This is a genomic window from Clostridioides sp. ES-W-0016-02, assembly GCF_020641035.1.
Classification (GTDB): domain Bacteria; phylum Bacillota; class Clostridia; order Peptostreptococcales; family Peptostreptococcaceae; genus Clostridioides.
The window spans coordinates 2,788,397-2,810,532 of record NZ_CP061361.1; the positions used below are offsets into that span (position 1 = coordinate 2,788,397).

Annotated in this window: 20 protein-coding genes and 1 pseudogene; all 21 read right to left on the reverse strand. The window is 29.4% G+C overall.

Annotated features, from left to right (window positions below; translation table 11 throughout):
* Positions 1-15 precede the first annotated feature (15 nt).
* The 21 genes and pseudogenes from IC758_RS13285 to IC758_RS13385 all read right to left on the reverse strand — a co-directional run bounded on the left by IC758_RS13285 (position 16) and on the right by IC758_RS13385 (position 21,949).
* Positions 16-372 carry a PTS glucitol/sorbitol transporter subunit IIA gene (locus IC758_RS13285; RefSeq protein ID WP_227432624.1) on the reverse strand — a complete coding sequence of 119 codons (357 nt, stop codon included), beginning with the start codon at positions 370-372 and terminating at the stop codon, positions 16-18.
* A 28-nt stretch (positions 373-400) separates the two neighbouring features.
* Positions 401-760, reverse strand: a complete 360-nt coding sequence (locus IC758_RS13290) for a transcriptional regulator GutM (protein ID WP_227432623.1) — start codon at positions 758-760, stop codon at positions 401-403.
* Positions 761-810: 50 nt separating this feature from the next.
* Positions 811-2,784, reverse strand: a complete 1,974-nt coding sequence (locus IC758_RS13295) for a BglG family transcription antiterminator (RefSeq protein WP_227860523.1) — start codon at positions 2,782-2,784, stop codon at positions 811-813.
* A gap of 220 nt (positions 2,785-3,004) precedes the next feature.
* Positions 3,005-4,018, reverse strand: a complete 1,014-nt coding sequence (locus tag IC758_RS13300) for a PTS glucitol/sorbitol transporter subunit IIB (protein ID WP_227432621.1) — start codon at positions 4,016-4,018, stop codon at positions 3,005-3,007.
* Between the two features lie 12 nt (positions 4,019-4,030).
* Positions 4,031-4,576 (reverse strand): PTS glucitol/sorbitol transporter subunit IIC, encoded by a 546-nt coding sequence (locus IC758_RS13305; RefSeq protein ID WP_227432620.1) that lies wholly within the window; start codon positions 4,574-4,576, stop codon positions 4,031-4,033.
* Between the two features lie 379 nt (positions 4,577-4,955).
* A complete protein-coding gene (locus IC758_RS13310; RefSeq protein WP_227860524.1) occupies positions 4,956-5,825 on the reverse strand; it encodes an AraC family transcriptional regulator in 870 nt (289 codons plus the stop codon).
* 158 nt (positions 5,826-5,983) lie between these two features.
* A pseudogene (locus IC758_RS21245) lies at positions 5,984-7,158 on the reverse strand (C45 family autoproteolytic acyltransferase/hydolase).
* A 168-nt stretch (positions 7,159-7,326) separates the two neighbouring features.
* A complete protein-coding gene (locus IC758_RS13320) occupies positions 7,327-7,881 on the reverse strand; it encodes a flavin reductase family protein (RefSeq protein ID WP_227835340.1) in 555 nt (184 codons plus the stop codon).
* A gap of 65 nt (positions 7,882-7,946) precedes the next feature.
* Positions 7,947-8,354, reverse strand: a complete 408-nt coding sequence (locus IC758_RS13325; protein ID WP_227432616.1) for a MerR family transcriptional regulator — start codon at positions 8,352-8,354, stop codon at positions 7,947-7,949.
* Positions 8,355-8,601: 247 nt separating this feature from the next.
* Complete coding sequence (locus IC758_RS13330) at positions 8,602-10,020, reverse strand: YfcC family protein (RefSeq protein WP_227432615.1); 1,419 nt, start codon at positions 10,018-10,020, stop codon at positions 8,602-8,604.
* A gap of 23 nt (positions 10,021-10,043) precedes the next feature.
* Entirely contained in the window at positions 10,044-11,183 is a 1,140-nt protein-coding gene (locus tag IC758_RS13335) for a M20 family metallopeptidase (RefSeq protein ID WP_227824172.1), read from the reverse strand.
* A 371-nt stretch (positions 11,184-11,554) separates the two neighbouring features.
* Entirely contained in the window at positions 11,555-13,018 is a 1,464-nt protein-coding gene (locus tag IC758_RS13340; protein WP_227860525.1) for an alanine/glycine:cation symporter family protein, read from the reverse strand.
* Between the two features lie 641 nt (positions 13,019-13,659).
* Positions 13,660-14,922, reverse strand: coding sequence for an MFS transporter (locus tag IC758_RS13345; protein WP_227432612.1), 1,263 nt, complete (start codon positions 14,920-14,922; stop codon positions 13,660-13,662).
* 23 nt (positions 14,923-14,945) lie between these two features.
* Complete coding sequence (locus tag IC758_RS13350) at positions 14,946-16,154, reverse strand: PLP-dependent aminotransferase family protein (protein ID WP_227432611.1); 1,209 nt, start codon at positions 16,152-16,154, stop codon at positions 14,946-14,948.
* A gap of 28 nt (positions 16,155-16,182) precedes the next feature.
* On the reverse strand, positions 16,183-17,076 hold the full coding sequence (locus tag IC758_RS13355; RefSeq protein ID WP_227830746.1) for a bifunctional enoyl-CoA hydratase/phosphate acetyltransferase: 894 nt from the start codon (positions 17,074-17,076) through the stop codon (positions 16,183-16,185).
* A gap of 17 nt (positions 17,077-17,093) precedes the next feature.
* Positions 17,094-18,152, reverse strand: a complete 1,059-nt coding sequence (gene buk / locus IC758_RS13360; protein ID WP_227482834.1) for a butyrate kinase — start codon at positions 18,150-18,152, stop codon at positions 17,094-17,096.
* A 158-nt stretch (positions 18,153-18,310) separates the two neighbouring features.
* Complete coding sequence (locus IC758_RS13365) at positions 18,311-18,850, reverse strand: 2-oxoacid:acceptor oxidoreductase family protein (protein WP_227432608.1); 540 nt, start codon at positions 18,848-18,850, stop codon at positions 18,311-18,313.
* Positions 18,851-18,862: 12 nt separating this feature from the next.
* The gene (locus IC758_RS13370) at positions 18,863-19,582 is read right to left on the reverse strand and encodes a thiamine pyrophosphate-dependent enzyme (protein WP_227432607.1); all 720 of its coding nucleotides are present in this window, start codon (positions 19,580-19,582) and stop codon (positions 18,863-18,865) included.
* A 2-nt stretch (positions 19,583-19,584) separates the two neighbouring features.
* Entirely contained in the window at positions 19,585-20,661 is a 1,077-nt protein-coding gene (vorB, locus tag IC758_RS13375) for a 3-methyl-2-oxobutanoate dehydrogenase subunit VorB (RefSeq protein ID WP_227432606.1), read from the reverse strand.
* Between the two features lie 29 nt (positions 20,662-20,690).
* The gene (locus IC758_RS13380; RefSeq protein WP_227432605.1) at positions 20,691-20,888 is read right to left on the reverse strand and encodes a 4Fe-4S dicluster domain-containing protein; all 198 of its coding nucleotides are present in this window, start codon (positions 20,886-20,888) and stop codon (positions 20,691-20,693) included.
* Between the two features lie 293 nt (positions 20,889-21,181).
* The gene (locus IC758_RS13385) at positions 21,182-21,949 is read right to left on the reverse strand and encodes an IclR family transcriptional regulator (RefSeq protein ID WP_227432604.1); all 768 of its coding nucleotides are present in this window, start codon (positions 21,947-21,949) and stop codon (positions 21,182-21,184) included.
* Positions 21,950-22,136: the final 187 nt, after the last annotated feature.

Here is a 22,136-nt window from a genome sequence, read left to right on the forward strand (position 1 = left end):
ATTTTATTTTTCAAATTAATAAATAGTTATTAAATCTCCAATCTTTATATCTGGTTTTCCAATTTCTACATGTATTTCTCCAGGTAAATTTACTTTATCTTCTCCATCAAATTTAATTGTACAGTGACCAATTTCTCTAAGAGTATTTTGAGCAATATCACCAACTGAAACTATACAATAATCTCGATTTCCTATTGTAAGTGTATCCCCTATTTCAACATTACTTTTTAATGTTGATATTGAATGAATTACAGATATATCTTTCAAATCTTCATCATTAATAGTTTCATCGTATATAATAAGACAGTTGCTTTCATTTATTAATTCTTCAACTAAACTGCCTATCCCACTTATCTTAACTTCATACTTCATGATATCCCTCCTGATAATTTATATTAGATTAATTAAAAGAAACATTTATTTTTTCTTTTATAAATTTTATAGCTTGTACAATACTTTCTTCATCTTTAAATTTTTGCTCTGCACTATATATGTCCAATCCTTTTATATCTTCAATCTCTTTAAACTTAGCCATCACTGTGCGACCTTTTAAAATTTCTCCACACTTTATAAATCCCTCTGAATCTGAAGATATAATAGCTATACTTCCTTTAGAAAAATAACTTTTCTTTTTTCCTGTAGACACTATATCGCCCATTTTTTTAGCTTTATTTAAGGCTTTGAAATATAGTTTATTCTGATTCATTACAAACAAAGTATTTAAAACATAAACAACAAATAAAATTATAAGTAGTTTCATATTTACACACCTTTCATAAATTAATTTGTTTTTTTAGTCCTATACAAAACTTATATAATATTCTCAATCAATACTTTTTTAAATTCTACAAAGCTTCTACATTTACTTATCTTATTTGTTAATTTTACATTTTGTCCTATCTTTAAAACTTCTTCATAAATCTTTACCAATAAATCTGAATCCACCTTATCCTCACATGGAAACATTGTCATAAGTATTATTTTTATACTTCTATTTGCATAAAATATTGGCTCTTCTAAAACCCCAACTGCCATTAAAAATTTATCTGACTTTTCATTTACAGCATGAGGAAATAATAAACCTTTATCAAAAACTGTAGGAGATTTTTCTTCTCTTTTGATTATATTTTTTCTAAAATTATCATCAATACATCCCAAATCCATAAGATTGTCCATCATTTTTTCTAATGAATCAAGTATCGTTTTTTCATTTAATATCATAAATTTATTTTCATTTAACAAATTATTTATTAGTAAATTTGGAGAATCAGTAGTATCTATGTTGCCTTCTCTTAAACATAATACGGTCTTTAATTGTTCCCTCAATTTATTTTCATCAAATATTGTATTGATTTTTAATACTATTGTATTTATATTTGATGTATCTAAATCAATAGTTGTAAAAACTATATCGTATTCATCTAAATTAATGTTTCTCAAATTAAAACTTGAAAGAGTATCAATTTTAGGATTATTTCCTATCAATTTTTCAACTCTTATTTTTAATAGTTTTGCTGTTCCAAGACCTGTCCCACATATAATTGCTATTTTCTTAATTGAATAAAATCTACTACTATTTCTTTCTAAGTATCCACTAAAATGAATTGCTATATAACCAATTTCATCCTCAGAAACTTCTAGATTATATTTTTTCTCTATTACTTTTCCTGCTATTTGTGCCAGCTTAAATGGAAGTATATAGTTTTGTTTGATTTCTTCTAACAATACATTTTTTAATTTTATATTAAATAATAGCCTGTTCAGTGTAAAACTAAGATGATATCCAAGTCCTACCCTTAACTCATCCTCATTTATAAAAATACCCATATCAACATATATCTGATTGAATATGCTTTCCATTAAATCATCAATATTTTTATTTATTCTACTACTATTTAAAGCACATTCTGATGCTGGTGCATTTCCACTTACTAATGGTATAGTTAAATAAATAATTTCTTCATCATTTAAAATATATTCAAATTTTTCTGATAAAATATTCTTTATTTCCCCAGCAATAAGATACTCATCATATGACTTAAGTAAATCAAATTTTACATCGTACTCTTTTACTATCTTCTGTTCTTTTACTCTATACATCAAAACTACTATGTAATTAAAAACTTCTCTGAGCATTTCATCTGTAACATAAAAATTATTATTTTTAAATAAAGTCAATAATTCTTCTTCTAAACTTACAATTTCTTCTTTTTTGATACATTTAAAGTACTTAGAATTATTTAAATCTTTTCTTGAATCTTTATACAGCTGATTTAATATAAGTAACCTAATATCAAGTTCACTACCATGTAATTTCATTCCTGTATTTTGCTTTTTTACTAAATTCAAATTATAAGAATTTAATACCTTTTCTACATATTGAAAGTCATTTACTAGTGTAGTTCTTCCTATACACATCTCATCTGCTAGACTATCCAGTGTAATAAATCCATCTAGTTCTATCAAATAATTTAGTATAAACTCTGCCCTCTCTTCCTTTGAATTTAATGAAAATACACTTTTTTTATTCACATCAATAATCTTATTGAGTATTTGCTTATCTTTTATCTCTAGTTTATAGCCTTGACCTTTTATATATTTTATTATTGCTATGTTACTTCCTAAATCTTTATTCAATTGCTTTATATATGTTCTGACACTTCTGGTTGTAACATTCAATTCGTCTGCTATTGAATCAATACTTACAAACTCTTTTTTACTACACATAATCAATATCTTGAATATTTTACGGTCAATAGAAGGAATTTTCTCAGTTACATTCATTTTGCATCTCCTCCTTGATTTCATTCTAGTACAAACTTGAAACCAAATTAATACATAAAATTTCACTTTGCTAGAGGAAAATTTAGTATTAATCCAAATCAATAATCACTCCTAATTAATACTACAAAAGCTAGTCTTTCATTAACTAAAATTTTGACTAGCTTAAGTTTACATTTACAATTTTATTAATTAAGTTTAAATCTCATAACAACATAAAATACTATCTTAATGCAAATATTGCAACGCCATACGCAATAATTACAGATATTGGCCCAGTTATTAAACGAGAGTAAAATAATGCTGGTACGCCATATTCCACGGTTTCTGGTTCTGCTTCTCCTAAACTTAATCCTACTGGGACAAAGTCACAGCCAGCTTGCCCATTTATTGCAAATAAAGCAGGAAGTGCTAAATATGCTGGTATTGCACCAAGACCAATTTGTGTTCCTACAAGAGTACCTACTACCTGTGCTATAACTGCTCCAGGACCTAATATAGGTGATAAAAATGGAAGTGTACAAATTATTGATATAACTAACAAACCACCAATGTTTCCTGCAAGTGGTGATATTACCTTTGCAATCCAATCACCTAACCCAGATGCCAAAATAATTCCCATAAGCATACTTACAAATGCCATAAATGGTATTACATTATTCATTATCATTTGGATAGTATCTCTACCCGCATCATAAAACTTTGATACTACTTGTCCTGCTCCTTGTCCAATAGAAAGTATTATGTTTTTCTTAGCATATTCTTCTTGAGCTTTTGATTTTACTTCATTATAATTATCAGGCTTTCTAATAGAACTTTGACTTTCATTTTTATTTTCTTGAGATTTTTTTTGTGTTTCTTCACCATCTAAAATACTTATGCAATTAATATTAACATCTGATACATAGTATTCTTCAGTTATAAATTTTGCTAAAGGGCCTGTTTTTCCCACTGGATTTACATTAATTGTAGGTATTTTCTTCTTTGGATAAACCCCACATCTTGCTGTTCCACCACAATCAATAATAACTACTGCCACCTCTTCATCAGGAATCCCAGTTTTAAATCCATCTATAACCTCACAATCCAATAATTCTTTTATTTTTAATGTCACTTCATGAATACCACCAGCAGTCATTGACAATATTTTATTTCTAGTTGCTTCTTTTTTTATGTATAAAGGTCCTCCCCAACCAGAAGTTCCCTTTTCTATCTTTAATACTCTATTTTCATCCATTTTAAATCCCTCCTAAGCCTTATTTGTTGCTTTATTTTTTCTTGTTAAAAATGCGTACATTTTTTCTGTTACTACACCTCTTATAAAAATCACAATTAGACCAACTATAAAATACCATAATGCTAATGTAGTTGTTTCCTTACCTAATGTAGTTAAACCTGCTGATATACCTAGCCATACAAAAAGTTCTCCTGCATTTGCATGTGGGAAAAGTCCTGTAATTGGATGTACAAATGAAACAGCTGCATCATAAAATCCTGCTTTATGTTCCTCTTTTAGAAATCTACCAAATGTATAACACATAGGATTTCCTAAGAAAAATACTGACACTAATGGAAGCAAAGTATATCTTGTAAAAGCATTTCTTCCAAGTTTAGAAGCCCATTTATTTACTCTTTCTTCACCAACTATTTTAATCAATGAGTTAATAGCTACCATTAAAACGATTAATGTTGGAAGAGTCCCTGATATAAGACCTACAAATTGTTCTCCTCCCTTTTGAAATAAACCAATAAACCACTCTGCACCTTTACTTAGACCTGTAATAACGTTTTCCATAAGATTATAACCTCCCTATAATTTCTTTAAATTTTTAATTTTATTGACTAGCTTTAATTCTACAAATTGTATCCTTTTTCTGTAAGATATACTATTATTATAAATGTTTTTCTTTGATTAATATCATTTTAATATAATATTTTTGATAAATTAATACATCTTTTTTCAACTTTGCAAAGGAAAAAGTTGTACTAATTAGAATTTTCAGAAATATACAAATTTTATTATGACTATATTTTAAATTTTTCTTAGAAATTTAAGAACTTGTTTTTATTTATTTTATTATCGAAATTGTCGATAGCTACTATAAATAAAAAAATAGATGCTCTTTTCTGAGCATCTACTTTCTATTTCAGCTTATTTTTAGTTTTATCTACAGTTATTTTATAGGTATACAAATATCAATCTGTGAATCTACATTATCAGATCCTAAAAATCTTTCATCATATATCTCGAAATCATCTCTTATATCAATTTTTTCCTTTGTGCTTAAGAACCAAGTTCCCCATATATATTCATAAGTTTTATCTAGCTTGTCCAAGCTACCAGTATGAGTGAATACAGCGTATTTTCCTCCATCAATATTTTTTGAAACAAATAAACTTGGTATATTTTCATAGCTACTAACTTCAAGCCCTATTATTTCGTTAAATTCCATAGTTTCACTAAGTAGATGTATTTGTGGAGTTGCTTCACAAATTCCAAATGCTCTGTTTGATGGCAAAGTGTTTGGCACCATATTGTATACTTCTCTAAATTTTTCCCACAAACTAGGTAATGACTCATCTTCTAGTGTTACTTTTTCTCTTATACCAATTACTTTTATTGAATCTATCTCTTTTATAACTGGTTTGATTGTTACATTTTCAACTAAATGTTTCATAAAATCTAATTCTAATTTTTTCTTCTTTCCAACAAATACATCTATTCTATTTTTTCTATATTCTATGGGACTGACCTTGTATATAGATTTAAATGCTCTACTAAATGCTTCTGAAGATTCAAAACCACTATCAATTGCTATATCTAGTACCTTTTTATCACTGTATAAAAGTTCTTTAGAACTATTAACTAATCTTCTTTTTTTTATATAACTTCCTACACTCTCACCAAACATAGACTTAAATAAACGTGTTAAATGATAATAAGAGTATCCAGATTCTTTTGCTACATCATTTACACTTATATCTTCTTTTAAGTTATTTTCAATATATATTATAGCTTTTTCAAAATACTTTAAGTAATCCAAGATTATCCCCCTATTCGCTTTAATATTCTCAAGTATTATAATATTTCAAGTAACACTATTTTGTTTACTATACTAAAATATCATAAACAATTCAACATTGTTTAGTACTTTCATTTTATTTTGTATACTATAACTACATAGGATAATCAGAGTATTTCTTATTCAATTAATTTAAAAAAATCTGATGGTGATTTCTCTATATTTATATTTACAAGTTGTGTTGTATACTTAAAGTTATCATTTAAATAGTAACTATTCCAACCATTGTCTTCCAATCCACCCCATAAAATATTAAATTTTCCCATAGTTAGGTCCATAACTATACTTTTTAAAGTTCCAAAAAAATCATTATAATAATTACAAGATAGACCTTGTGGATATTTTGAAGTCAATAAATTGATTAAATCTTTCTCACCAATCTTTTTAGAACTTTCTATATACTCTTTAATTAATTTATATCTATGAATAGAATTGCTCATTGATTGTGGTTCTAGTTTATGAAGTTCCTCAATATGGACATGATTTGTAGAATGTAAAAATGATTCCCTTTCACTTTCTGCCTTATTTATTCTACTTATGTCTTTTCTTCCATCTAAAGTTTCTACAAGTGCAATATTTCCAGACTTATCTGCAATCAATAAATTAATATTATATGCTATTGGCATGTCTTCTATATATACCAATGCTTCCTCTACATCCTTACAGTTTTCCAACAAATATCTAATAACAGCCCAAAATTGTAAACCTACAACAGCTGGCTTTTTCAGTCCCTCTGAATTACCTACAGGTAAACCACAAGATGACTGACTCACACCTAAACCACATTCATTCCCTCAGTTCTACCAAACTGCATTACTGTAGTCCCAATATGTGCATATTTACCAGCTACCTTAGTTTTGCATAACACAAAATCCTCCATCTTGTGTGAAAAGTCAAAATTACGTGCAAATAGTACATGACCATTTTCAGTTAATTCTGGTGCTAATGCAACTTGACTACAACCTGGTCTAAGGTATGTCATAGTATAGTATAAAATTTGATTCTGATTTACATGAATAGCATCAGCAAAACCTTGTAATTCTTCATTAAGCCCTGGACAATATTTATCAAATAACTCCACCATATGATTTTCTTCTTCTTTAGTTAAAACATTAGATTTATTAATTTGTTCACCTATCAACTCTGGTATATTTACAATTGATTTTCCTAACTCATACCCTATTTCATAATTTGTACCACATAACTCGAAAGTTCTTACTTTTAAAGTCTCCATATTGTTTCCTCCTACATATATCTTGTATTTAATTTTATCATCAGAGTTATAACCTTTCATGATATTTTTTGCTATGATAAGTTAACAAATCTAAAAAGTCTAATAAGTACCAGATTTATATAGGATTATTTAAGTTTCTATATCATTTAAATCATATGATGTTTTTTAATACTAGGCATAATACCTTTTTGTATTTCTTGTTGGGCTTGTTTTACTAGTGCATTATAATCATTCCCCTTCATTCTTTCTAAGTGTCATACATTTAGCAAATGTATTTCCTGTTTTTAAATATGTATATCCAGGCATTTCAAATAAAATTGGTTTTAATTTATCATAATCGATTTTGCTTTCTTCATTTAAAATTTCTTCAGCTGCATATGTATGACTTATTTTTAAGATAAAATTTTCAAATCCATTTGTTTCATAAATATCATCCACATAACATTCCATGTTTAGTTTTGATTCTTTTATTAGTGGTGCACCTTCATCACCTATTTCGTATTCAAATACTTTTGATTTATCAATTTTACTTCCACTTACACAACCAACATAATCTGCTTTTGACAACATATACTCATCTACAATATTTACAGAAAGCACTTTGCTTTCTTTAATTCCTTTATTTGTATAATGTGATTTTGCTAAACTTACCATAATATGGTCATGTCCAATAATACCTAAATGTCCTACTAACATCCAGTTAGGTCTTTCATTAATTACTACTCCAACTACTACTAATGGTGTAGGATATAATCCTATTACAGAACCTAAATCTTTTTTCATATATAATTACCTCTTTTATTTTATTTTTTATATTGTATTCCCTTAACTCAACTTAAGGTCAAGCATTATTTTTTATATTCATGCTTTTCTTTCCACTCCTTAACCATTTTTTGTGTTACAGGGTCACACAGGTTATAGTAATTTTCAATTTTATACTCAACAACATCTAAACATTCTTGAAGTTTACTAATCTGTGTAGTCAAATCTTCCTTTACTTCCACCAATATTTCTCTACGTACTTCCTTTGTATCATCATCAGAGCATGCAAGTCGTACATATTCAATAATAGCTTCTAAAGAAGCACCTGCTTTTTTAAACTTCATCACAAACTCAATCCAATGAATAGCACGTTCATCATAATCACGAATTCCAGATTTATTTTTAGGAATAGGTGGAATCAAACCAATCCTTTCATAATAACGCAAATTATCGACTGATATTCCAGTACGTTTTGAGGCTTCTTTAATTGTCATAAGCATCACACTCCTTATAATTATCTTTTTTTAATATACAACCTTAAGTTAACTTCAGGTCAAGTCTTTTTAAAAACTTTTTTTATAAATTAAAAAAGTAAATCAAAAAGGTGAACTATATAAAGTTCACCTTTTATTTTAGAGACTATACTTAAATGTAATTTATTATATTATAAATTTTATAATTTAATATGTTCAATCCCAATATATTTTATTTTAAAATTATATAAATGTATTTTTTAACACTTTAAAAAGGACCTAAATTAATCTGTACTGCAATCATCAAAAATATAAATCCTAAAGCTAATTCCATAAGTATTATCTTTGATGCAAATTTAAACCATCTTGTATAAGGGATATGAGCAATAGATATTCCAGCCATAAGAACGCCTAGCGTTGGTACTATTCCATTTGCAAATCCATCACCCATTTGGTAAGCTAAAACTGCAACTTGTCTAGGTATTCCAATAACATCTGCAAGTGGAGCCATAAGTGGCATAGTTACCATAGCTTGACCTGTACCTGAAGGTATAAAGAAATTGATTACAGATTGCATAATCATCATTGCTCCTCCACTAAAAATCCTAGGAACATAATTTAACACTAATGACAATCCATGAACTATTGAATCTAAAATTACCCCTTGTTCTAATATAACTACTATACTAGATGCAAATCCTATCAAAATAGCTGGATAGACCATCTCTTGCATCCCTTTTACAAATCCAGAGGCAATTTTATTTGGATTCATACCATAGACTATTCCACATAAAATTCCTAGAGCAAAGAAATAAGCTGATAAATCCGACATTCCTAAAGAAAATTTTACAATCAATATCATCAGAACCAGTATTCCTCCAAAGAATGTAACTAATACTCTAATATTTCCAGAAGATAACTTATCCCCGACAGAAGACTCATCAATTTGCCAGTGACTATAATCAATGTCTGACACCAAACTTTTACTTGGGTCTTTTTTTATCTTTTTACAATAAAAAATTATATATGTAGAAAGTAAAATCATTGTACAAATCCAAAATATCCATCTAAACCACATACCTGAAAAAAGTGGTAAACCTGAAATACCTTGTGCTAATCCTACTGTAAAAGGATTAATAGTAGCTGAACCATAACCTGATGCAAGCCCTAACAATAAAATTCCTGAAGCAACTAATGCATCATATCCCAAAGCAATACATAAGGTCATCAATATAGGTAAGAATGCAATACATTCTTCATACATTCCTACAACTCCACCAGCTAGTCCAAAAGTCAATACTAGACATGTAATTATAATCTCACCTTTTTTACTTCCTTTACTTTTGGAGATAACTCTACCAATTAGGGCATCTAGTGAGCCAGTAGAATTTACTATACCAAATGCACCTCCAATAATAAGTACAAAAAAAACTGTTACAGAATTTTTTCCAAGCCCGCTTGGTATAGCTCTGAATACATCCATTATACTGACAGGATGTTGTTCTCCATATGTAAAACTTCCAGCTTGCACAATCATATTTCCAGTATTTAAATCTTCAACTCTATTATATGTTCCAGAAGGAACAATGTAGGTCATTATGGCTGCAAATATAATTAAACCTATCATCAAAACATATGCATCCGGGAATGCTAATTTTTTCTTTTTGATTTTACTCTTATTAGTCATAGCCTAATCCCCTTTGTTAGAATTTACTCTTCTTTCATTTTTTTTAGTAATTCTGGTTCTTCAAATAAACGTAATCCTGTCAAAGCTAATACTTTTATTCCATCAATTACTCTATCTTTTGCATATGGCTTTATAGCTGCTTCTAAAAATTCTTTTGTATGTAGTTCTTCACCATTTTCAGAGAATTTTATCAAAGGATGTATACATGGCATAATTTGACTAAGATTTCCCATATCTGTCGAACCTAATAATACCTGCTCATCGTCATCATATATACCAAATTCCTCCATAATGTTTGTAAAGATACCTGTTAAAACCTTGTTTGCATTTAAGCCTTGGCAAGTTGGCTCAAAATGGTAAAATTCAAGTTCACAGCCAGTAGCTATTGCAGCTCCTCTAGCACAATTTTTTACTTTTTCAACCACCTCGTCAAAGTAGTCTTGCTCTTTTGCTCGTATTTCTAGTCTTACTTTCCCCATGTCAGGTATTACATTTGCAGCAGTTCCTGCTTCTAGTATGATACCATGTATTCTAGTTCCATCTACCAATTGTTGTCTCAATGCATTTACATTATTATATAATAACACTACTGCATCCAAAGCATTTATTCCATTATATGGCTTAGCTCCTGCGTGGGATGCTTTCCCAGTAAATATAAAATCTAATCCTCCTATTGCTATAATTTCTGGAGTTACACAAGTCTTTGAGTTTGGGTGTATCATCATTGCAGCATCATAACCATCAAATACACCATGTTCTATCAAGTAAGGTTTTCCATCCCCAGTTTCTTCAGCTGGTGTTCCAATTATACTTACCTCTCCTTTGTAAGTATCTAGTATACTTGCAAGAGTTATTCCAGCTCCAACTCCCATGGAAGCTATCAAATGATGGCCACATGCATGACCATTACCTGGAAGAGCATCGTATTCTGCTATAAATGCTATTCTTGGACCATCGCCATTTTTCTTTGTTGCTTTAAAAGCTGTTGCCATACCTGCCAAATTTTCCTCAACCTCAAAACCTTCTTCTCTTAGAAATTTTGATATTTTTTTAGCAGATTTATACTCTTGTAGGGCAATTTCTGGTTCATCATACAAAGATTGACATAGCTCCAAAATTTTTTCTTTCTTTAAATCCGCCACTTGTATTATTTTTTCCTTCATATCAATCTTACCTCCCATTAAAATTAATTTATATATTTATTCATATAAGATAAAACAAACTTATATTTATTACATTAAAACTATTTCTACACTTATAGTAAAACCTAGTGACTTATTCAACAGTAAAAATTTTTCTATCCATTATTTTATCTATTAAAATAAATAATCTTACTATATATACTAACCTTTAAAATAACAGTTTTGAATATAAATATGTATTTCTACATGTATAAACCAAATAACTAATAAGTAAAAATATAAACATATGCATTAAAAATTTATAATTTATTATATTGAGTTTACATAACTTTAATATCTATTTTGAAAGTCCAATTAAAACGTCTATATAAAATACTATAAAAATCATTAATTCAATTTAACTTCTGCTCGTTCTCTTTTAAGCATCTATTTTCCCAAAATTCAGCATTTTTTATATCCAATTCAACAGGATTAAAATTTCTATCAGCTCTTTTTATTCCTAATTTTTTCTGTCTTAGGTAATCATAATATGCTTTTATAGCTGGCCTTTGAAGTGTAAAGATAGCAATTAAGTTTATATATGTTAAAACGCCTATACATATATCACCTAATGCCCAACTTGTAAGTGGTTCTATAAAACAACACATTGCTGCACATATTATAAGCATAAATCTACAGACATTTATTATATGCTTTTCATGTTTTTGTGCTTTAATTCTAGTTACCAAATAAGATACATTGGTCTCCATCATATATGAGAATGCTAATAATGTTGTGAAGGTAAATAATAATAAAACTATTGCTATAAAAATATCACCTAGTTGAGGATGTAATGTATTTATTGCACTCTGCACATATTGTGGACCTGGCTCTACACCTGGTAATACAGTTAAAACTCCTGTAACATTGTATTTTCCTGTTATTATAATCATAATACCTGTAGCCATACATATTAATAATGTATCCACATAAACAGAGAAAGCTTGAACTAATCCTTGTTTAGCTGGATGACTTACTTCTGCTGCTGCTGCACCATAAGTTCCAGAACCTTCACCTGCTTCATTTGAATATATACCTCTTTTAACTCCCCAAGATATTGCTGCACCTAACATTCCTCCAAACATTGAACCAAATCCGAATGCAGATTTAAACATAGTTATAATAGCTCCTGGAACTAAATCTATATTTACTATGATTATCACTATTGTCATGATAAGATATGCTCCACCCATTATAGGTACTACCTTTTCAGCAAATAAACCAATTCTTTTAATTCCTCCAAAAATTATTATTCCTAATGCAATAGAAGATGTAACTGCAATTGTCATTCTTGAAAATCCAAATGCTTGATTCATTGCTAAGTATAGAGTATTTGATTGCGTCCCAGGCATGAAAAATGTATAACTTATGATTGCAACTACTGAAAATAAAATTGAACATCTTTTCCATCCAAGACCTTTTTCAAAGTAATACGGAGGACCACCTCTGTACTGACCATCATGTTCATCTTTGTATATTTGAGCTAGAGTAGATTCTACAAATGCAGTCGCCGAGCCTAAGGTAGCCATTATACACATCCATACTAATGCTCCTGGCCCTCCCATTGCTATTGCTACAGCCACACCAGCTATATTACCAGTTCCAATTCTTCCAGCCATTGATGTAGCAAATCCTTGAAATGATGATATACCAACCTGAGAACTATCTCCTTCAAGTAAAAGGGTAAACATTTCTTTTATGTCTTTTATTTGGAAAAATTTTAATTTCAATGAAAAATACAATCCTATGCATAGGCACATTGCAACTAATACAGGTGACCAAACAATTCCATTAATGGTGTTAACTAAATCGGTCACTCAACTCACCACCATTCATTTTAATTTATAGACAATAATTTAAACAGCTATGTACTAATATTTTGTATAAACTTTATTTAACTCAACATATCTTATAGACTCATTTTTTATTTTATTTACCTTATTTCTATCTTTTAATATGTAAACTCCAACAATTATTACCAAAATTAAGAATATCAATTGATACATGAACATAAGTGTATAAATTTTTTAACGATATGTGCTTGACAGACAATCAAACAATATAAATTGAAATACATATAAGGAAAAGCCCAATACTACTACATAAATAGTACACTATTAATATGTAGCTAGATAATATATAGTTAGATTTCATAATTTTCTTATTCATCATTAGATATAAAATTGAGTGCAAATATCATCTATTACTAAAATCCATGTAAAATTTATATTAAACAAACTTATGTAAATATACAAATAGGTGATAATTGCTACTCAATCTTATACTTTTAGGGGTAACTTTATGCTAAAACTATACTAAAAACACTTGATAACATTTTAATTTTTTCACACTTTATTCATCAAATATAACTATAAGTTTTAATTTAGTATTACTTTTTATACAGTATTTATGTCAGTAGATTATACTGAAAAAAATACTCTCTTATTAAATGAAACTTTTAAGCTTTTAACTTCTCTAATCTTTTCTTTTTAACTTTTAATATATATAAACAAGATAATATTCCTATTACTAAAATAGCTATTTGGAATATAAATGTATATGTGTACCCTTTATTACCATAAGTATCTATCCAATGCCCTATTAATGCAAATTGGAATACATCTGGTGAAAAGCCTAAAGCTGCTGCTATACCTATAGTAGTAGCTGAATATTTAACTGGCACATTTACTTCCTCTTGAACTGCATAGTATATACCTTTTCCCATATAACCTAATATACCTACTACAAATGTTAATGCTATAAATAAAGTCATTGGCGTTGATGAAGGCAATACTAAGAATAAAACTATTACTACTATACCAAGTACATATATTGGTAAAAGCACTTTAGTAGGTGATTTTACTTTGTCTGCACAGTACCCTCCAAATGGAGCACCAAATAATTTTAATCCATGTTGTCTTATTATAGCCAATGCTCCAGATAGTGCAACTGAACCTCCAAGTACTGATGTTATATAAGGTGTAAAGTAAGACATTGTAACTGTAAATGAATATACACAGAATATACTTATACCTACTAACCAAGTATTTGGTGATTTTAAAACTACCATAAAGTCACTAGCAGCCATTTTTTCACTTTTACCTTCTTCTTTTTCTTCACTAATATCTACATCTTTAATTACAAACCATAATACTGGACACATTACTATAGATAATATTCCTAAAGATATCATTACCCATCTCATACCTAAAACAGGAGTTGAAAATAATGTATAAATATATAAGAATATAGCTCCCATTACTACTCCAGAAACTCCAACCATAGCTTCATTAAATCCATAAACTTTACCTTGATTTTCTTTTCCTATAACTCTAAGTATCTTTACCATAGAAGGGTAGTTCATAACTAATGATGTAATTGCACAACCTACCCAAGTTATGACAGCAAATGTATAGTTCATGTTAAATGCAAATAAAAATGATACTATTCCATTAAGAAATACAGAGCCTAAAATTATCTTTCTATAATCAAATCTATCTGCTAACCATCCTCCTATAGGAGCTCCAAATATATTACCTAATCCATAAATTGTAAGTAGAAAACCTAGTTGAGTATTTGAACACTGTAATGCTTTTAAAATTGGATCATACAATGTGTATTGGATAAATGGTATAATATAAACTAATTCCCAACATATAGCTATAATAACAAGTTGAATCATTAACTTTCCAAACTTTATCCCGTTCCCTTTTTCTCCCATAATTAAGCCCTCACTTTTAATATTTATTCACAAGCATAATTGAGTTCTTTTTTTATAACTTCTGCAAGTATTTTAATCCCTTCAACTATTTGCTCTTCTGACATTGTTGTATAATTAAGTCTCATAGTATTTTTTGGACCATTATTTGCAAAGAATGATTCTCCAGAAACATAGGCAACTCCAGCATCAATAGCTTTATCTAGTAAATTATCTACATTTATACTTTCAGGAAGTTCAACCCATATAAACATACCTCCATCTGGTTCTGTATATTTTGCTTCTTCTGGAAAATATTTTTTCATAGTTTCTAACATCAAGAAACATCTTTTTTTATACTCAGCTCTTATTTTTTCTACATGTTCATTTAAATTATACTTCTTTAAGTATTCTATTACCTGTACTTGAGAAAATTGATTTGATTGTAAATCGATACCTTGCTTTAAAAGTTCTGCTTTATCTATAATATCTATATTCCCACACATCCAAGCAACTCTAAATCCTGGACATAACACTTTTGAAAATGACCCTAGATATAGTACTTTATCTTTAGTATCAAGTGATTTAAGTGTAGGTAGTGGTTCTTGTGTAAATCTTATTTCTCCATAAGGATTATCTTCTATTACTATGACATCATACTTGTTTACAACTTCCATAAAATCTTTTCTTCTTTGTAAAGACCATGTTTTTCCTGTAGGATTTTGGAATGTTGGTATTACATATATCACCTTTATGTTTGAATTTTCAGATAATAATTTATCTAAATCTTCTGTTACCATTCCTTCTTCATCTGTATCTACTCCTAAAAAATCACATTCATAAGGTCTAAATGCATTTATTGCACCTAAGTAACTTGGATTTTCTGTAACTACTATATCTCCTTTTTCTAATAAAATCATAGCACTAAGAGCTATACCTTGTTGTGAACCAGTAGTTATTATAATATTTTCTGGTTTTGTTTCAATATTTTCTTCTTCTTTCATTCTCTTAGCTATTATTTCTAACAACTCATCTTCACCTTTAGTAGGTCCATAAGCTAAAGCAAATTTTCCTCTTTCATCAAGTACTTGCTTAGTTACTTCACTTATTTCTTTTATTGGAAATAAGTTTGGGTCAGGAAGTCCTGCTGCAAAAGATATAACAGTTCCACCACTTGCCACTTTTTGAGCTATCTTCTTTTGAGAGTCTCTTATAGCTGAAGCCTTTACCATATCCATTCTTTTTGCATATTTCATAATAATTCATCCCCTTTTAAATAATTTCTTATTGTGATGCTAAGCAGGCTAGTGCTATTGAATTTATTTTAATTTCGGCTGTATCAGAGCGTGAACCTAAAATTATTGGATTTGTTGCCCCCAAAACAATCCCTGCCCACTTAGCTTTATTGAATCTAAGCCATGACTTTCCTAATATGTTTCCTGCCTCTATATTTGGAAATACAAGTAAGTCAACATCGCCAGCAATATTACTTTCGATACCTTTATGCTTTGCTGCATATGCATCAAATGCAACATCAAAGGCTATTGGACCTTCTACTATACAATTTGGTATTTCTCCTAATTTTACCATCTCTACAAGTGAATTAGCATCTACTGTAGATTGTATTTTGGGGTCTACCATTTCATTTGCAGTAAGTATCGCAGTTTTAGGATTTTCCATACCTATACTCTTCATAGTAAGAAGTGAATTTATCAATATATCTTTTTTTTGATTTAAATTTGGAGATACATTTATACCACTATCTGTACAATAAAGAAGTTTGTGGTATTGAGGCAATTCATATACTGCAAGTAAACTTAAAAGTCTTCCTGTTCTAAGACCAAACTCTTTATTTAATATAGCTCTCATATAAACACTTGTATTTACTAACCCCTTCATAAGAACTTTAGCATCCTTATTTTTAACTACTTCTACAGCTTTTTTAACTGATTCATCAGGATTTTGACACCCTATTATTTCATATCCCTTTAGTCCAATCTCTTTTGATATATTTTCTATTTTATCTTTATTGCCTACGAGAATTGGTTTTATAAGATTTAAATCTGTTGCTGATTTTACAGCTTTTAACACTTCTTCATCTTCTGCAACAGCAACACTTACAATAACAGGTTCAAGCTTTTTAGCTTCTTCTAATAAATTATTAAAATCTTTTAACATATTTTTTCTCCTAAATATTAATAAGTTTTTGCCATTTCTTCTCCATTAAGTACTCTAAGAGCTCCAAGAGCAAGTGCTTCCATTTCCATCTCACCTGCCACTATCTCTACTGGTGCTAAATATGAAACTTTTTCCATTATTCCTTTAATCACCATTTCCGAATGCGATATTCCCCCTGTTAAAATAATTCTATCTATATCTCCAGAAAGTGATGCTCCATACATAGAAATTTCTTTAGCTGTTTGATAGATGAATGCATCCATTATAAGTTTAGCTTTTTCATCACCATCTTTAATTCTATTTTCAATTTCTATCATATCTTTTGTTCCTAAATAATCGTACATACCCCCAATTGAGCTTACTTTTGCAACCATTTCATCGTGAGTATATTTTCCTGAGTAGCATAATTCTATAAGAGGGTATGCAAGTAATCCTCCACTTCTTTCTGGCGAAAATGGACCATCAGACCTTCCACCACTTCCATCTATCATTTTTCCTTTTTTATGCGCTACAATTGATATTCCAGAACCTAGATGAGCTACAATAAAGTTATAATCTTCATATTTTCCACCTAGTTTTTGTGCTATTTTTCTTGATACAGCCTTATGATTTAGTGCATGCAGCCAGCTAGCTTTTTCTATATCTGATATACCTGTAATCCTTGATACATCATCAAATTCATCTACAGAAACTGGGTCTACTACAAATGATTGAACTCCTATTTCATCTGCTATAGTCTTAGCTAACAAGGCACCTAAGTTTGATGCATGTTCTCCATTTATTTCATTTCTCATGTCCTCAATCATTTCTTTACTTACAATATAGGTACCACCTTTTATAGCCTTCATAAGTCCACCACGACCCACTACTGCGTCAAAAGAATTTATATCATGATTTTCACTACTTAAAACATCCACTATTAATTGCTTTCTATAATCATATTCATCAAATACCTTGGAAAATTTTTTTAAATCTTCTCTTGTATGAGTTATATTTTTTTTCAAAACTTCATCTTTATCTTGAAATACAGAAATCTTTGTAGATGTACCACCAGGATTAATTACTAAAATTTTCACTTCAACGCCTCCTCGGTTTCATACTGTAGAACGTCGTTCTGTTAATTTTTTAAAATTTTCGTCGTCCTATTACTCAGAACGACGTTCTATATTTTATTAATTAAATACTAACACATAAAAATGAGTATTTCAATAATAATTTTAAATATTTAAAATATTCACTCATAGTCATATCCAGCTTCAAATGCTTCTACATTTTTGGCATTAAACTTTCCTTTACCTTGATTTTCAAAGTATTCACACATACCACTTTCAAATTCTTCTTTTGTGAATAAATCTAAATTCTTCACCATAGCACCTAACATACAAATATTAGCAGATTTTTCATTACCTAAATTTTGAGCTATTTCAGTAACAGGTACTTTTATAACATTAATATCTTCTCTATATTTTCTATCCTTATTTACTAGTGATTCATTGACAAACATATAACCATTTGCTTTCATTAAACTCTCATACTTATCTACTGATACACTATTCATTCCCAATAAGATATCTGGATTTTTTACACAAGGATTTGCAATTTTTTCATCACTTACAACAACATTACAATTTGCACTTCCTCCTCTCATCTCATTTCCATAAGATGGGAACCATGTAATCTTCTTTTCTGCCTTATATGCAACATACATTATAATTTTTCCTGCTGTAAGAACTCCCTGTCCTCCAAAACCAGCACATATAATTTCATTTAACATATTATTTCCTCCCTAATCAATAAATTCTCCAAGTGGATACTTTGGAACAAGTTCGTTTTCTATTCTCTTCATAGCATCTACTGGCTTTAATCCCCAGTTTGTTGGACATGGTACAAGTATTTCTATTAAGCAAAAGCCCTTTTTATCTTTTTGTTTTTCAAGTGCTTTTTTGATATATCTTTTTGTTGTATTTATTTCTTTAGGGTTAGTTATTGTTCCTCTTGCCAAATATGCTATATCTAAATTTCCCATAACTTTTACAACATCAAATGTTGAGCCATGGTCTTCATATGTTCTACCTGCTGGAGTAGAAGCTGTATGTTGACCTTGTACAGTAGTTGGAGCCATTTGCCCACCTGTCATTGCAAACATATTATTATTCATAACTAAAAATATTACATTATCATTTCTAGTAGCAGCTGACATAGTTTCTCCAAGCCCTATTGCATAAGCTCCACCATCTCCAGCTATTGTAAATATATATTTATCTGGTCTAACTCTTTTCATAGCTGCCATAGCTGCACCCATTTTACCATGAGGAGGAACAACAACATCTACATTCATACTAAATTGAAACATATGATTACATCCTATATCTGAGCATATAATCGTATCTTGACATATATTCATTTCTGTTAATACTTCTCCAATAATTCTATCGACTATAGAGTGTCCACAGCCTCCACAGAACATATTTTCACACATCATTATTGCTGGTGCTTTTTTAGCCATAATTAAAATACCTCCTCTTGCTTAGCTTTTCCATCTATAATCTCTTGAGCAAAATCTATTAATTGATTTACTTCTGCCATATATTGAGCTGTTGCTACTGAATATACTGGGAATCTATTATTACATGCTATAATTACATCTTCCTTCATTTGTGCCATCATATTCATTTCAACTGTTACAAGCCCTTTTAATGAATCTTTTAATTTTTTAAAAGCTTTTCTTGGGTAAGGCCACAATGTTTTTGGTCTTATTAATCCAAGTTTTATACCTCTTGCTCTTGCATCTCTAACTGCGCCTTCTGCTATTCTTGAAGAAATTCCATATGCAACAAATACCACATCTGCATCTTCTATCTCTATTTCTTCCCATCTTTGTTCATTTTCTTGAACTTTTCTCATTTTTTCTATATAACCTTTTTGCCATGTATCTTGGTCCTCAAAATATGTTATATCAGTTATTACTTTATTTTTTTCTCCAACAGGAGTTCCTTTTGCTGCCCATGGAGCTTTATCCTTATCATATTCTTTCATTGGTGGTGCTATACAAGGTTCTACCATTTGACCTATTGTAGCATCAGAAAGTATAAGTACTGGATGCATATATTTTTCAGCTAATTCAAAAGACTCATATGCCATATCCATATTTTCTTGAACACTATTAGGTGCTAATACAATTAAATGATAATCTCCATTTCCTCCACCTTTTACAGCTTGCCAGTAATTATCTTGACCAGCTCCTATAAATCCATCTCCTATACCATATCTCTGTACACATGCTACAACTGCTGGTAAACCAGCTGATACCCAATATGCAATTCCTTCTTGTTTTAATGAAAATCCAGGTCCAGATGAAGATGTCATAGCTCTTGCTCCAAGTGCACTTGCCCCCATAACCATATTTACGCTGGCTATTTCAGATTCACCTTGAATAAATACTCCTCCAACCTCTTTTTGTCTCCAAGCCATCATTTCTAATATTTCTGATTGTGGTGTTATTGGATAACCTGCATAAAATCTACATCCACCACGTATAGCTCCTTCTGCTAAGGCTTCATTTCCCTTAATTAATAAACTTTGCATACGTTTTCTCCCTTCCAATAAAAAGTTATTTATAATATCTCAAATACTAAATCAGGACACATTGTATAACAAGCGCCACATTGAACACACTTTTCTTCATCGACTTTGACTGTTACAAAGCCTTTTTTATTTGTGTAATCAGAAAGACTTATTGCTTCTTTTTTGCAAGCTTCAATACAAAGATAACACCCCTTACATCTTTCAACACTCAACTTGACTTTTTCCATTTTTCAAATCTCCCCTCTTATGTAGTAATTTTTTTACCTAATTTTAAATATATAATATTCATGTGGGTTTATTATATATATATTTTATTATTGTTCTATTCTTTAGAACACTGTTCTGTTTTGTATTGCTTAATTAAAAGATATCACATTCGCTTATATATTTCAATAATTTTTTCAATTTTAAAAATATTTAATTTTTATATTCAATAAAAAAGAGACCATATCTAAACTGGTATTTACAAATAACAATTTAAATTTAGTCTCTTTTTATTATTCAAATTTATTTCTTAAAATTATCTAAAAAGTTCAGATATGCTCTTTGCAGTTTCTATAACCCTTTTAATTTTATATTCAAAGTCTCCTTCTCGCATCCTTATAGTCGGACCTGATAGACTTATTGCTGCTATAGCTTTATTGTTTTTATCCAAAATAGGTGCTCCAATACAAGTTAAACCATGTTCTAGTTCTTGGTCATCTAGAGCATATCCTTGCTCTTTTATTTTTGCCAAAAAAATCATCATATCATCCCAATTATCAATTGTATGTTCTGTATATTTGTGTATTGGAGTTTTTCTGTATTTTTCAAAATCTATAGAATCATTAAATGCCATAAGACATTTCCCAACCGCTGAACAATAACATTCGCTACTAGAACCAACTGACGGATTTACTGAGAGTAATTGATTTGAACCATATTCTTTATGTATTATGATACTTCTTGGAGAATCTTGAGCTCTTTCTTCTAGTATAGACACATTCACCACTTCGTTAAATTCTTGATTTAATTTTTTCGTATATGGTTTTACTATTTCAGTCAATGACATCTGTTCTCCCACAACCATACCTATTGCATATAAATTTATTCCCAACCAATACTTACCATTCTCAGTGTTTTGTATAACAAAACCTTTGTTTTCAAGAGTTACTAAAGTTCTATGTATAGTACTCTTATATACTCCCATAATCTTACTTATTTCAGTTATTCCCATTTCTCTCTTTTCATGATATAATAGCAAAATTATGTCTAGGGCTCTATCTAATGCATTTATTATTTCTCCCATATACAAGTACTCCTCCTGCGAATATTAAGCGTTTATTCAACACTATACTAAATATTATATATTAAAATTACAAAATTATCTATTTATCTTAATTATATTTTATAAAACAAAAATATTATACTTATTTAACAAAATAAAGAGTCATACTAAGTATATGTTCCTTATTTTGACTTTTAATAGTACTCTA